At 50.8% G+C, this 12,865-nt stretch carries 14 protein-coding genes and 1 rRNA gene; 9 read left to right on the top strand and 6 right to left on the bottom strand.

Features of this window, described 5'->3' with window-relative positions:
- The first annotated feature begins 67 nt into the window (after nucleotides 1–67).
- Nucleotides 68–183: ribosomal RNA gene (rrf, locus tag HV037_RS23655) — 5S ribosomal RNA — on the top strand.
- Nucleotides 184–304: 121 nt separating this feature from the next.
- Here rrf and mobB read toward each other — a convergent pair.
- Together mobB and mobA are read right to left on the bottom strand one after the other, a co-directional pair.
- Nucleotides 305–823 (bottom strand): molybdopterin-guanine dinucleotide biosynthesis protein MobB, encoded by a 519-nt coding sequence (gene mobB, locus HV037_RS23650; RefSeq protein ID WP_103284398.1) that lies wholly within the window; start codon nucleotides 821–823, stop codon nucleotides 305–307.
- Nucleotides 805–1,389, bottom strand: a complete 585-nt coding sequence (gene mobA / locus HV037_RS23645; RefSeq protein ID WP_016157861.1) for a molybdenum cofactor guanylyltransferase MobA — start codon at nucleotides 1,387–1,389, stop codon at nucleotides 805–807. The genes mobB and mobA overlap by 19 nt, the downstream gene beginning before the upstream one ends.
- A 69-nt stretch (nucleotides 1,390–1,458) precedes the next feature.
- Here mobA and HV037_RS23640 point away from each other — a divergent pair, with 69 nt between their 5' ends.
- The 3 genes from HV037_RS23640 (at nucleotide 1,459) to dsbA (ending at nucleotide 3,431) form a co-directional block, all read left to right on the top strand.
- Nucleotides 1,459–1,728, top strand: a complete 270-nt coding sequence (locus HV037_RS23640) for a YihD family protein (protein WP_003028616.1) — start codon at nucleotides 1,459–1,461, stop codon at nucleotides 1,726–1,728.
- 76 nt (nucleotides 1,729–1,804) lie between these two features.
- The gene (locus tag HV037_RS23635) at nucleotides 1,805–2,791 is read left to right on the top strand and encodes a serine/threonine protein kinase (RefSeq protein ID WP_103284397.1); all 987 of its coding nucleotides are present in this window, start codon (nucleotides 1,805–1,807) and stop codon (nucleotides 2,789–2,791) included.
- A gap of 16 nt (nucleotides 2,792–2,807) precedes the next feature.
- The gene (gene dsbA, locus HV037_RS23630; protein WP_016155156.1) at nucleotides 2,808–3,431 is read left to right on the top strand and encodes a thiol:disulfide interchange protein DsbA; all 624 of its coding nucleotides are present in this window, start codon (nucleotides 2,808–2,810) and stop codon (nucleotides 3,429–3,431) included.
- Nucleotides 3,432–3,444: 13 nt separating this feature from the next.
- Here the strand turns inward: dsbA and HV037_RS23625 are convergent, their stop codons facing one another.
- Nucleotides 3,445–4,305 (bottom strand): acyltransferase, encoded by an 861-nt coding sequence (locus tag HV037_RS23625; RefSeq protein ID WP_227021787.1) that lies wholly within the window; start codon nucleotides 4,303–4,305, stop codon nucleotides 3,445–3,447.
- Here HV037_RS23625 and HV037_RS24745 point away from each other — a divergent pair.
- On the top strand, nucleotides 4,199–4,534 hold the full coding sequence (locus HV037_RS24745; RefSeq protein WP_223870189.1) for a hypothetical protein: 336 nt from the start codon (nucleotides 4,199–4,201) through the stop codon (nucleotides 4,532–4,534). The two genes, HV037_RS23625 and HV037_RS24745, sit on opposite strands and share 107 nt — an antisense overlap.
- 215 nt (nucleotides 4,535–4,749) lie before the next feature.
- A complete protein-coding gene (gene polA, locus HV037_RS23620) occupies nucleotides 4,750–7,536 on the top strand; it encodes a DNA polymerase I (protein WP_016155158.1) in 2,787 nt (928 codons plus the stop codon).
- Nucleotides 7,537–7,869: 333 nt separating this feature from the next.
- Here the strand turns inward: polA and yihA are convergent, their stop codons facing one another.
- Nucleotides 7,870–8,502 carry a ribosome biogenesis GTP-binding protein YihA/YsxC gene (gene yihA, locus HV037_RS23615; RefSeq protein ID WP_005121851.1) on the bottom strand — a complete coding sequence of 211 codons (633 nt, stop codon included), beginning with the start codon at nucleotides 8,500–8,502 and terminating at the stop codon, nucleotides 7,870–7,872.
- A 284-nt stretch (nucleotides 8,503–8,786) separates the two neighbouring features.
- Between yihA and HV037_RS23610 the strand changes: the two genes are divergently transcribed.
- From HV037_RS23610 to hemN, 3 genes are all read left to right on the top strand, one after another.
- Entirely contained in the window at nucleotides 8,787–8,960 is a 174-nt protein-coding gene (locus HV037_RS23610; protein WP_233896666.1) for a hypothetical protein, read from the top strand.
- A 105-nt stretch (nucleotides 8,961–9,065) separates the two neighbouring features.
- Nucleotides 9,066–9,575 carry a Der GTPase-activating protein YihI gene (yihI, locus tag HV037_RS23605; RefSeq protein WP_019077947.1) on the top strand — a complete coding sequence of 170 codons (510 nt, stop codon included), beginning with the start codon at nucleotides 9,066–9,068 and terminating at the stop codon, nucleotides 9,573–9,575.
- A 188-nt stretch (nucleotides 9,576–9,763) separates the two neighbouring features.
- Nucleotides 9,764–11,137 (top strand): oxygen-independent coproporphyrinogen III oxidase, encoded by a 1,374-nt coding sequence (gene hemN / locus HV037_RS23600; protein WP_049041373.1) that lies wholly within the window; start codon nucleotides 9,764–9,766, stop codon nucleotides 11,135–11,137.
- Between the two features lie 87 nt (nucleotides 11,138–11,224).
- On the opposite strand, the gene HV037_RS23595 is transcribed toward hemN, so the two are convergent.
- Nucleotides 11,225–11,335: a YshB family small membrane protein gene (locus HV037_RS23595; RefSeq protein ID WP_103284483.1), complete on the bottom strand. Its 111-nt coding sequence runs from the start codon at nucleotides 11,333–11,335 to the stop codon at nucleotides 11,225–11,227.
- Nucleotides 11,336–11,447: 112 nt separating this feature from the next.
- Complete coding sequence (glnG, locus tag HV037_RS23590; protein ID WP_047357802.1) at nucleotides 11,448–12,857, bottom strand: nitrogen regulation protein NR(I); 1,410 nt, start codon at nucleotides 12,855–12,857, stop codon at nucleotides 11,448–11,450.
- Nucleotides 12,858–12,865 lie beyond the last annotated feature (8 nt).

Genomic DNA, 12,865 nt, shown 5'->3' with positions numbered 1-12,865 from the left:
ATCGAAATTCAGCTTGATTACAGATGACATCGACAGACCCGAGAGGTGTGTTGATAAACAGAATTTGCCTGGCGGCTGTAGCGCGGTGGTCCCACCTGACCCCATGCCGAACTCAGAAGTGAAACGCCGTAGCGCCGATGGTAGTGTGGGGTCTCCCCATGCGAGAGTAGGGAACTGCCAGGCATCAAATAAGTGAAGAAGCCCATCCTGCCGGATGGGCTTTTTTGCGTCTGAAGGGAGTGAAAACTGCCGGATGTGGCCTTCCGCCTTATCCGGCCTACAAAGGCGTATCACGACACAGCAGCTATCTACTTATCCATTGCGTAACAAAATCGGCAACTTGCTGTATATCGTTGATATCTAACAATGGAACATCCACCGCAAGCGGAATATCACTGGCAACCGCGATAACATAGTTGTCTAACGCCAGGTCCTCTGGACTGTGCCCGCAACCGTCGCGAAAAAGAACGATCTTAGCAACAGGTTCATGCTTAAAGCCTTCAACCAACACCATATCCAGTGTAGAAGCATCCATCCTGCTTACCAGGTACGCTAAATCCAGTTCGGGCTCTTCCGGGGTCTCTACCATTAATGCCCAGCGCTGCTGGCTGGCGACCAGGGTTTGTGCTGCACCGGCTTTGCGTAGCTCATAGCTATCTTTGCCGGGCTTATCAACATCCATATTGTGATGAGTATGCTTAATCAATCCGGGACGAATGCCTCTGGCACGTAGCTCCGGGATCAATTTTTTAAGCAGCGTAGTTTTTCCCGTTCCGCTCCATGCTGCTATAGCGAGTAATGGGATCATGATTTGTCCTGCCATTTTGCAAGTTCTTCAGGGGTGTTCACGTTCACGAACGCATCTTTATGATCGCTGAAATCGACAGCATGACCGCCAGCCTGGCGCATAAAGACCATAACGCGTCTTTCACCGGACTGAAGATAATCCTGTAGCAAGGGTTGCATGGTGCGGTGCATTAGCGCAATGGTCGGATGATCTCTTTCCCCATCATGCACCCAGACAACCGGTGCAGCTTTGCGCTGCTCCTTCAAACGTTTGACCAGATCGTGAGGAATATAGGGCATATCGCACGGGCAGAACAGAAACCACTCCCCCGCTTGCTGCAGGAATACCGATAGCATCCCGGCCAGTGGGCCAGGGAAATCGGCCAATGAATCAGGGATAACTTTCAGGCCGCTTTGTTGGTAAATATCCCGGTGGCGATTGGCATTAACCACCACGGTTTCGACCTGTAAAGCGAGGGTATCGGCTACGTGCCGCCAAAGAGGTTTACCATCCAGCTCAAGCAGACCTTTATCGGTTCCGCCCATCCGTCTGGCCTTACCGCCTGCCAGCACAACCCCTGTTATTGCACTATCCAGAATCACTGATATCGCCTCTTTTAATGTGGGATTGACCCTGCTAACGTATCTGTATTGAGCCTAAGGAGCACAACCATGAAATGTAAACGTCTGAATGAAGTTATTGAACTCCTCCAGCCGGCCTGGCAGAAGGAACCCGATCTTAACCTGATGCAATTTTTACAGAAACTGGCGCAAGAGTCAGGTTTTGACGGCGAACTGGCGGATTTAACTGATGACATTCTGATCTATCACCTGAAAATGCGTGACTCGGCGAAAGACGCCGTCATCCCAGGTATTCAGAAAGATTATGAAGAAGATTTTAAAACCGCACTACTCCGCGCACGTGGCGTAATTAAAGAGTAAAAGCTTGTAATCGCCACCACCGAAAGCGCTGCGAAATGATATCCTGAATCATTCGTAGTATTTTCCGGATGATGGGATGAACGACAACGCTTTTAATTTCCAGACGCTACACCCGGATACCATCATGGATGCACTGTTTGAGCAGGGGATCCGGGTGGACTCCGGGCTTACCCCGCTTAACAGCTATGAAAACCGTGTCTATCAATTCCAGGACGAAGACCGTCGACGCTTTGTCGTTAAGTTTTATCGCCCTGAACGTTGGTCTGTCGAGCAGATCCAGGAAGAGCACCAGTTTGCTCTGGAACTGGTAAGCGATGAAGTCCCGGTAGCTGCACCGCTGGTACTAAGCGGCCAAACGCTGTTAAGCCATCAGGGTTTCCATTATGCGATCTTCCCCAGCGTCGGCGGGCGGCAGTTTGAGGCCGACAATATCGATCAGATGGAGGCGGTGGGGCGCTATCTGGGGCGTATGCATCAGACCGGATGCAAGCGTACTTTTGCCTTTCGCCCGACGATTGGCCTTGAAGAATACCTGACTGAGCCGCGTAAGCTTTTTGAACACGCACAGTTGATCCCATCAGGGCAAAAAGCGGCTTTCCTGAAGGCAACGGATGCGCTTATCGCGGTCGTTACCGAACGCTGGCATGCACGTTTTACCACGTTACGTCTGCACGGTGATTGTCATGCCGGTAATATTCTGTGGCGCGATGGTCCGATGTTTGTCGATTTAGATGATGCCCGCAATGGCCCGGCTGTTCAGGATTTATGGATGCTCCTCAATGGCGATAAAGCTGAACAACGCATACAGCTTGAAACCATTATCGAGGCTTATGAAGAGTTTAGTGAGTTCGACACCTCTGAAATCGGACTGATAGAACCTTTACGCGCTATGCGTTTAGTTTATTATCTTGCCTGGCTAATTCGACGTTGGGCTGACCCTGCGTTTCCAAAAAACTTCCCGTGGTTAACCGGGGAAGATTACTGGCATCGTCAGACCGCGACCTTTATTGAGCAGGCAAAAATTCTGCAAGAGCCCCCCTTACAATTAACGCCAATGTATTAATCGGAGAAATTTGAACATGAAAAAATTATGGCTGGCGCTGGCTGGTATGGTTTTAGCTTTTAGCGCATCTGCAGCGCAGTTCCAGGATGGCAAACAATACATCACTCTGGAAAAGCCTGTTGCGGGTGAACCGCAAGTGTTGGAGTTCTTCTCCTTCTACTGCCCGCACTGCTATCAGTTTGAAGAAGTTCTTCACGTCTCTGATAACGTGAAGAAAAAACTGCCTGAAGGCACCAAGATGACCAAGTACCACGTCGAGTTTCTGGGGCCTTTGGGCAAAGATCTGACGCAAGCTTGGGCCGTTGCTATGGCGCTGGGCGTTGAAGATCAAGTAACCGTTCCGTTGTTTGAAGGTGTTCAGAAAACCCAGACCGTTCAGTCTGTAGCTGATATCCGTAAAGTGTTTGTCGACGCGGGTATTAAAGGTGAAGACTATGATGCGGCATGGAACAGCTTCGTGGTGAAATCACTCGTGGCGCAGCAGGAAAAAGCGGCGGCTGATTTACAGCTGCAGGGCGTTCCGGCAATGTTCGTGAATGGCAAATATCAGGTAAATCCGCAGGGCATGGATACCAGCAGCATGGATATCTTTGTACAACAGTATGCGGATACCGTGAAGTATCTGGTTGGTCAGAAGTAAAAGCAAAAGCCGGTCACTTGTGCTGACCGGCTTTTTCATTTGAGGCTTTAATCGCGTCGAGCTGCGCGTCTTTCTCACTCCACAGCGTATTAAGCCATAGCTGAAACCGACGCTTGAATCCCTTATCGTTCACGTAATCACCGTGCAACCCTTCATGAATTGGCTCCAGATTTACCCGCACGACAATACGCGTTAGCTTACCGCTCAGCATATCGTAGAACGGTCGGCTGCTATTTTCCGGATAGCACAACGTGACGTTCAACATTTTATCGAACTGTGACCCCAGTACGTTCAATGCCATCGCAATACCGGCCGCCTTTGGAGGGAGCAAGTTTTGATAAGGAGAGCGGGTTTGCTCACGTTTCTCTTTGGTAAAGCGTGAACCTTCGACAAAATTCACAATAGTTGTCGGGTGTACGCGAAACTTCTCGCAGGAACGACGCGTTGTTTCGACATCTTTACCGCGCCGTTCTGGATGACGGAGCAGGTAGCCTCGCGAATAGCGTTTCATAAACGGCATATCCAGCGCCCAGCAGGCCAGGCCAATAAAGGGCACCCAGGCCAGTTGTTGCTTGAGGAAATATTTATTCATGGGGATGTGCTTACGGAACAGCACGCAAAGCACAACGATGTCAGCCCAACTGTAATGGTTACAAATGAGCAGATACCAGTTTTTCTTGCTAAGACCTTCCAGTCCCTCGACATCCCACTTCAGTCGCGGATTGAGGTGTAGCAGTAGCGCCAGACCTTCACACCAGCAGTACATCATGAAATTACAGAAGACAGAAACCTTGCGCCAGACAACGGGAACGGGCAAAAGGAGTTTTACAACCCCGGCAAGGATGATCGGCACAGAACAAAAAATCGTGACCAATATGGTCAATACGATACTCAGCAACAGCGTTATCGCAGCGAGTATTCTCGTCATAATTAAATTATTCAAAAGGTTAGCCATAGATAGTGCGCTAAAGAGGCGCAAGGGGCTGATTTTATCAGAAAACGAACCAAATGATGGATCTTCCCTGAATAGAAAAAAAGGGAATATCTATCCACATCAGGATATAAGCTGTATAAATGGAATAAAATGCTACGTATTTATTTAAGCTTCTGAAATATATGTATAAATAAAATGATGTGTTAATTTCATTGCTATATTTAAAGAGCTGAAAATTATTTATTCACAAAGTTATCCACAGTCTTCTTTGCGATCAAAGCAGAAGATCTACAAAAGTTTTTCGACAAATGCGGCGAAAAACTCATGTTTTCATCCTGTCTGTGGCATCCTTTACCCATAATCTGATAAACAGGCACGGACATTATGGTTCAGATCCCAGAAAACCCACTTATCCTTGTAGATGGCTCCTCTTACCTGTATCGCGCATACCATGCGTTCCCGCCGCTGACCAACAGTGCAGGAGAACCTACTGGCGCGATGTATGGTGTCCTCAACATGCTGCGTAGCTTGATTCTGCAATATCAGCCGACCCATGCTGCGGTGGTATTCGACGCTAAGGGTAAAACCTTCCGTGATGAGTTATTCGAACACTACAAGTCACACCGCCCACCCATGCCGGACGATCTGCGTGCGCAGATTGAGCCTCTGCATGCGATGGTAAAAGCGATGGGGTTGCCACTGCTGGCCGTTTCGGGCGTGGAAGCAGACGATGTCATCGGTACGCTGGCGCGAGAAGCAGAGAAGGTGGGGCGTCCGGTGCTGATTAGCACCGGTGATAAAGATATGGCTCAGTTGGTGACGCCGAATATCACCCTGATCAACACCATGACCAATACGATCCTCGGCCCGGATGAAGTGGTGAATAAATATGGTGTTCCACCAGAACTGATCATCGATTTCCTGGCGCTGATGGGGGATTCCTCAGATAACATCCCAGGCGTTCCTGGCGTAGGTGAAAAAACCGCGCAGGCTCTGCTGCAGGGGTTGGGGGGGCTGGATACCCTCTATGCTGAATCAGACAAAATCGCGGGGCTGACTTTCCGTGGTGCGAAAACTATGGCGGGCAAACTTGAGCAGAATAAAGAGGTAGCGTACCTCTCTTATCAATTAGCTACCATCAAAACGGATGTTGAACTGGAGTTGACCTGCGAGCAGTTGGAAGTACGTCAGCCGGCAGCGGATGAACTACTTGGCCTGTTTAAACAGTATGAATTCAAGCGTTGGGTTACTGACGTTGAAGCGGGTAAATGGCTACAGGCGAAAGGAACGAAGCCGGCGGCAAAACCACAGGAAACTATCGCCGTCGATGAAACGCCTGAGGGGCCGGCCACGGTTCTCTCGTATGATAACTATGTGACAATTCTGGATGAAGCGACGCTGGAAGAGTGGATTGCGAAGCTGAAAAAAGCGCCTGTCTTTGCCTTCGATACAGAAACTGACAGCCTGGACAACATCTCCGCGAATCTGGTTGGCCTGTCTTTTGCCATTGAACCGGGTGTGGCTGCATATGTTCCTGTTGCCCACGATTACCTGGACGCCCCCGATCAGATCGCTCGCGACCGCGCGCTGGCATTGCTGAAGCCGCTGCTGGAAGATGAGAACGCGCATAAAGTCGGGCAAAACCTGAAGTATGATCGCGGTATCCTGGCGAACTATGGCATCGAACTGCGTGGCATCACCTTTGACACCATGCTCGAATCCTACATTCTTAACAGTGTCGCTGGCCGACACGATATGGACAGCCTCTCGGACCGCTGGCTGAAACATAAAACCATTACCTTTGAAGAAATCGCCGGAAAGGGCAAAAACCAGCTGACCTTTAACCAGATAGCGCTGGAAGAAGCCGGACGTTATGCTGCGGAAGACGCCGACGTTACGCTACAGCTCCATCTCAAAATGTGGCCAGAATTGCAGCAGCATAAAGGACCGCTGAACGTCTTTGAAAATATCGATATGCCGCTGGTTCCTGTTTTGTCTCGCGTTGAGCGCAATGGTGTGAAAATCGATCCGGCTGTTCTGCACAAACATTCAGAAGAGCTGACGCTGCGTTTGAACGAGCTGGAGCAAAAAGCGCACGAGATCGCCGGAGAAGCGTTTAACCTCTCTTCCACCAAGCAACTGCAAACTATCCTGTTTGAAAAGCAGGGTATTAAGCCGCTGAAGAAAACCCCTGGCGGCGCGCCATCAACGTCGGAAGAGGTACTGGAAGAGCTCGCGCTCGATTACCCATTGCCGAAAGTGATCCTGGAATATCGCGGCTTAGCAAAACTGAAGTCGACCTATACGGATAAGCTTCCGTTGATGATTAACAAGAAAACCGGGCGCGTTCACACCTCCTATCACCAGGCGGTGACCGCTACCGGGCGCTTATCATCCACGGATCCAAACCTGCAGAACATCCCGGTACGTAATGACGAAGGTCGTCGTATTCGTCAGGCGTTTATTGCGCCAGAAGACTACGTGATTGTCTCCGCAGACTACTCACAGATTGAACTGCGTATCATGGCGCATCTCTCGCGTGATAAAGGTCTGCTTACCGCATTTGCCGAAGGGAAAGATATTCACCGCGCAACGGCGGCGGAAGTCTTTGGCTTACCGCTGGATTCCGTGACTGGTGAACAACGCCGCAGCGCGAAAGCCATCAACTTCGGTCTGATCTACGGGATGAGTGCCTTTGGTTTGGCGCGCCAGTTGAATATTCCGCGTAAAGAAGCACAGAAGTACATGGACCTCTACTTCGAACGCTACCCTGGCGTGCTGGAATATATGGAACGCACCCGTGCACAGGCAAAAGAGCAAGGTTATGTCGAAACGCTGGAAGGGCGTCGTCTCTATTTACCGGATATTAAATCCAGTAATGGCGCTCGTCGCGCAGGTGCAGAGCGCGCGGCAATTAACGCCCCGATGCAGGGTACTGCCGCAGACATTATCAAACGAGCCATGATTGCGGTGGACGGGTGGCTGCAAACCGAGCAACCACGTGTGCGCATGATCATGCAGGTACACGATGAACTGGTGTTTGAAGTGCATAAAGATGATCTCGAAAGCGTCTCTAAAAAGATCCATCAACTGATGGAAAACGAGACCCAGATTGATGTGCCGTTGCTGGTGGAAGTCGGTAGTGGCGAAAACTGGGATCAGGCGCACTAAGGGTTTACTGAATAACGCCCCTTTTTCGTAACTAAGCAACATAAGATAGAACTTTTTGTGATGTCCATTAGAATTCCCTATGTAAGGAATGAAAAAAAATTACAAAAAGTGCTTTCTGAGCTGCTCAAAAAAGAGTAAAGTTATTCACGTAGGGTACAGAGGTAAGATGTTCTATCTTTCAGACCTTTTACTTCACGTAATCGGATTTGGCTGAATATTTTAGCCGCCCCAGTCAGTAATGACTGGGGCGTTTTTTATTGTGCGAAAGAAAAGTTTCGCACAGGCTGTAGGCCGGATAAGACGCGCAGCGGCGCTATCCGGCATATCGGTGGATTACTCCCCGTCCTGCATCTCTTCAATCGGCGCCAGTTCACTAAACCAGCTATCCAGCTTCTGCCGAAGTTTGTCCACGCCCAGTTTTTTCAGTGATGAAAATGCTTCTACCTGTACATCACCGTTAAATGCCAGTACGGCTTCACGTACCATATTCAACTGGGCTTTGCGCGCACCGCTGGCCAGCTTGTCTGCTTTAGTCAGCAGTACCAGAACCTGAACGTTGCTCTCAACCGCCCACAGGATCATCTGCTGGTCGAGGTCTTTTAGCGGGTGACGAATATCCATCAATACCACCAGACCTTGCAGGCTCTGACGTTTTTCCAGATATTCAGCCAGCGCGCGCTGCCATTTGCGCTTCATCTCTTCCGGAACTTCGGCATAACCGTATCCTGGCAAATCGACCAGGCGTTTGCCGTCAACGACTTCAAACAAGTTGATGAGCTGAGTACGACCCGGCGTTTTAGATGTACGCGCCAGACTCTTTTGATTCGTCAGGGTATTTAGCGCACTGGATTTGCCTGCGTTGGAACGGCCAGCAAAAGCCACTTCGATACCGGTATCGGAAGGTAAGTGGCGAATATCAGGCGCACTCATCACAAAGTGCGTCTGTTGATAATTCAAGTTAGTCAAAGCAGTCCTCTCCATCAATCAGGGCTTTGCAGCGATTATACCTGAACCCCAGCAAAAGGCTGGTTTTTCGACGCGTAGGCTATGTAAGTAAAAACCTCGCACTTTGTGAGACATTGCCGATAGTTTCTATACGAGATGACAGAGTAAAAAATGACGTAACTAAAATAAATCATATAGTTAAGATAAGGCACTATTCTTAAAGTCCGAAATTGTTACCCAGGTTACTTGTACGTTTAAACCAAAGCGGTAAAGTAGCGCCCATAGCGAGGAAGCTGACAGGATAGTTGACTCAGGATGAGGGTCAGGAGCGCCAGGAGGCGAAGACACAGGATTGTCAGGGAGACAAACGTCTGGAGACGTTAGTAAAAGGAAATGGAAACAACACGGAATGTTTCAGGCTAAGGGAAAAACAGGGTGTGTTGATAGCCAACAAGGATTGTAGAGCCCGTAAGGGTTGAGAGTCAGGAAAAAAGGCGACAGATTACTCTGTCGCCTTTTTTCTTTATTTCTGCTAGATTCCGGCGCAATTATATACTGAATAAAACAGCCAAAGACGAATCATGATGAAACCAACTTCTACACCACGCGGTAAAGGTCCTGCAAAAGCGCGTCGTAAAACACGCGAAGAAATTAATCAGGAAGCTCGCGACCGTAAGCGCCAGAAAAAACACCGTGGTCATGCGGCGGGTAGCCGTGCGTCCGGTAGCGAAGGCGCATCTGGTGGCGGAAACCAAAATAAGCAAAAAGATCCTCGTATTGGCAGCAAAAACCCCATTCCATTGGGCGTGACCGAAAAAGTCACCAAACAGCACAAACCGAAGAGTGAGAAACCTATGCTTTCACCACAGGCTGAGTTGGATTTACTGGAAACGGATGAGCGCCTGGATGCGCTGCTGGAGCGTCTTGAAGCAGGAGAAACCCTGAGTGCGGAAGATCAGACCTGGGTTGATGCCAAGCTGGACCGCATCGATGAGCTGATGCAAAAGCTGGGTCTTTCTTACGATGACGAGGAAGAAGAGGAAGAGGAAGAAAAGCAGGAAGACATGATGCGTCTGCTGAAAGGCGGCAACTAACGGTTTTACACCGTGGGTCTTCCCGTCCTGCTTATAACCCTTCCGGTTATATGTTATCTGGTGTGGTTATTCGTTAAACTACAGCGGTTGTCGCGGCGACAGAAGTGGCTGCGCAACCGGCTTATCACCCGCACTGGGGTTAAGCCGGTACGCCGTACCCGCCAGAGACGCCATCGGAAGGAGTGAGCATGTCAGAGCAGTTAATAGACTGGGACCTGGCCCTGATCCAGAAATATAACTATTCCGGGCCACGATATACCTCGTACCCGACCGCGCTGGAGTTTTCTGAAGACTACGGCACAGAAGCATTTCTAAAGGCCGTGGCGCGTTATCCTGAGCGTCCGCTCTCGCTGTACGTTCACATCCCGTTCTGCCACAAACTGTGCTACTTCTGTGGCTGCAACAAGATTGTGACTCGCCAGCAGCATAAAGCAGATCAATATCTCGATGCCCTGGAACAAGAAATTATCCATCGCGCACCGCTGTTCGCCGGACGCCATGTCAGCCAGCTGCACTGGGGCGGCGGCACGCCAACGTATCTGAATAAAGCGCAAATCAGCCGTTTGATGTCACTGCTGCGTGGTAATTTCAACTTTAACGACGACGCCGAAATCTCGATCGAAGTGGATCCGCGTGAAATCGAGCTGGATGTCCTTGATCATTTACGCGCTGAAGGTTTTAACCGTTTGAGCATGGGAGTGCAGGACTTCAACAAAGAAGTTCAGCGCCTGGTGAACCGTGAGCAGGATGAGGAGTTTATCTTTGCGCTGCTGAATCATGCGCGGGAGATTGGCTTTACCTCAACGAATATCGATCTGATTTATGGCCTGCCAAAACAGACGCCAGAGAGCTTCGCCTTTACCCTGAAACGCGTGGCTGAGCTGAATCCAGACCGTCTGAGCGTCTTTAACTACGCGCACCTGCCGACGCTGTTTGCTGCCCAGCGCAAGATTAAAGATGCCGACCTGCCCAGCGCGCAGCAGAAGCTGGATATCCTGCAGGAGACCATCTCTTCACTGACCGAAACTGGCTATCGGTTCATTGGCATGGATCACTTTGCCCGCCCGGATGACGAACTGGCCATTGCTCAACGCGAGGGCGTTTTGCATCGCAATTTCCAGGGTTATACCACCCAGGGGGACACCGATCTGCTGGGGATGGGCGTATCGGCCATCAGTATGATTGGCGACAACTACGCGCAGAATCAGAAAGAGCTGAAGCACTATTACCAGCAGGTAGACGAACAGGGGAATGCGCTGTGGCGCGGAATTGCCCTGACCCGCGACGACTGCATTCGTCGGGATGTTATTAAGCTCCTGATCTGCAATTTCCGCCTCGACTATGCCGCCGTGGAACAACAATGGGATCTGAACTTCGCTGACTATTTTGCCGAAGACCTGAAACTGCTGGCGCCGCTGGCGAAAGATGGGCTGGTGGATGTGGATGAGAAGGGGATTCAGGTTACGTCGAAGGGGCGTCTGCTGATTCGTAATATTTGCATGTGCTTCGATGCATATCTGCGCCAGAAAGCGCGTTTGCAGCAGTTCTCGCGCGTTATTTAGCCGGGTTGCCCGGTGGCGCTTCGCTTACCGGGCCTACGAAATCTCAATACGTAGGTCGGGTAAGCGAAGTGCCACCCGACAAACCCGCTAGCTGAACAGCCCAACCAGCGCCGCACACAGCACGGCGGCAACCGCAGTTTGTGGCGTATGGCTTTCAACCGCACTGCTCGATAGTAGATTTATCATTGATTCCAGCATGATGACTTCCCCCCGTTTGCCGGGCACGATCATACTTAACTCATCGGAACAGTAAAGCGCAAAATAGCAGCAATTTGCGCTCAATTATCAATCTTTACACAGTGACCGATCGTCACTCCATTCCGAGTTCTTTTAACTTTCGCGTCAAGGTATTACGGCCCCAACCGAGCAGCCGTGCCGCTTCCTGTTTATGCCCCTGGGTATGGCGTAGCGCGGTGGTCAACAGCGTGCGCTCCATCTCCGGTTGAGCCTCTGAAAGCAGGTTTTGATGACCGGAACGTAATGCCCGATCCGCCCACTGTGCCAACAGGGTTGCCCAGCTGTCTGGCTGCATATGGGACGGTGCGTCAGGCACGGTGGTTTCAAACAGTTCGGTCGGTAAGTCCTGAATGAGTACTTCCTGTCCGGCGGCCATTACGGTTAACCAGCGACAGGTATTCTCAAGCTGACGCACGTTTCCCGGCCATGACAGACGGGTGAGCGCCGCCTCGGTTTCAGTGTGTAATTGCTTGGCTTCTACTCCTAGTTCGCGGGCGGCCTCCTGCAGGAAATGACGCGCCAGGCGTGGGATATCTTCCCGACGTTCGCGCAGTGGCGGCAGATGCACCCGGATGACGTTCAGGCGATGGAATAAGTCCTCACGGAATTTGCCTTCCTGCACCCGCAGTTCCAGGTTCTGGTGCGTGGCGGCGATAATACGTACGTCCACCTTCACAGGCGCATAACCGCCAACGCGGTAAAACTGTCCATCGGCTAATACGCGCAATAAACGTGTCTGCACGTCCAGCGGCATATCGCCAATTTCATCGAGGAACAGCGTGCCGCCGTCTGCCTGTTCAAAGCGCCCCTGACGAATCGTATTCGCCCCGGTAAACGCCCCTTTTTCATGGCCAAACAGCTCAGACTCGATCAAATCTTTCGGAATAGCAGCCATGTTCAGCGCGATAAACGGTGCTTTGACGCGCGGACTATGACGGTGCAACGCATGGGCGACCAGCTCTTTACCGGTCCCGGACTCTCCGTTAATCAATACGCTGATTGAAGAACGGGACAGGCGACCAATAATGCGAAAGACGTCTTGCATTGCCGGTGCTTCGCCGATGATGTCGGTTGTTGGGCCGTTGATTTGAATATTACGCGGCTGCTGCTGTTCCTGATAATGGCTGATGGCGCGTTCGACCAGCGCCACGGCTTCATCAATATCAAAAGGTTTGGGCAGATAATCAAACGCCCCTTGCTGGTAAGCGCTGACGGCAGCATCCAGATCGGAGTGTGCGGTCATTATGATGACCGGAAGCATCGGATGCCGCTGTTTGATCTGTTTTAACAGCGTCAGGCCGTCCATGCCCGGCATGCGGATATCCGACAGCAGTACGTCCGGCGTTTTGCTGGCCAGCGCGTCCAGTACCTCTTTACCACTCTCAAATGTAGTGCAGCTTAGTCCTGCCCCTGCGAGCGCACGTTCAAGCACCCAACGGATGGAACTATCGTCATCAACTACCCAGACTATTCCTCGTTGCATAAACGTCA

It is taken from the genome of Citrobacter sp. RHBSTW-00017 (genome assembly GCF_013797615.1).
In the GTDB taxonomy this organism is placed as follows: domain Bacteria; phylum Pseudomonadota; class Gammaproteobacteria; order Enterobacterales; family Enterobacteriaceae; genus Citrobacter; species Citrobacter braakii.
The sequence above is the reverse complement of the archived record's forward strand: the minus strand, read 5'-3'. Positions and strand labels throughout refer to the sequence as shown.

What these genes read in the sequence shown, in the direction of transcription:
- mobB (WP_103284398.1), bottom strand. Translation starts at nt 823, where the DNA reads ATGGCAGGACAAATCATGATCCCATTACTCGCTATAGCAGCATGGAGC.
- HV037_RS23640 (WP_003028616.1), top strand. Translation starts at nt 1,459, where the DNA reads ATGAAATGTAAACGTCTGAATGAAGTTATTGAACTCCTCCAGCCGGCC.
- HV037_RS23635 (WP_103284397.1), top strand. Translation starts at nt 1,805, where the DNA reads ATGAACGACAACGCTTTTAATTTCCAGACGCTACACCCGGATACCATC.
- dsbA (WP_016155156.1), top strand. Translation starts at nt 2,808, where the DNA reads ATGAAAAAATTATGGCTGGCGCTGGCTGGTATGGTTTTAGCTTTTAGC.
- HV037_RS24745 (WP_223870189.1), top strand. Translation starts at nt 4,199, where the DNA reads ATGAAATTACAGAAGACAGAAACCTTGCGCCAGACAACGGGAACGGGC.
- polA (WP_016155158.1), top strand. Translation starts at nt 4,750, where the DNA reads ATGGTTCAGATCCCAGAAAACCCACTTATCCTTGTAGATGGCTCCTCT.
- yihI (WP_019077947.1), top strand. Translation starts at nt 9,066, where the DNA reads ATGAAACCAACTTCTACACCACGCGGTAAAGGTCCTGCAAAAGCGCGT.
- hemN (WP_049041373.1), top strand. Translation starts at nt 9,764, where the DNA reads ATGTCAGAGCAGTTAATAGACTGGGACCTGGCCCTGATCCAGAAATAT.
- HV037_RS23595 (WP_103284483.1), bottom strand. Translation starts at nt 11,335, where the DNA reads ATGCTGGAATCAATGATAAATCTACTATCGAGCAGTGCGGTTGAAAGC.
- glnG (WP_047357802.1), bottom strand. Translation starts at nt 12,857, where the DNA reads ATGCAACGAGGAATAGTCTGGGTAGTTGATGACGATAGTTCCATCCGT.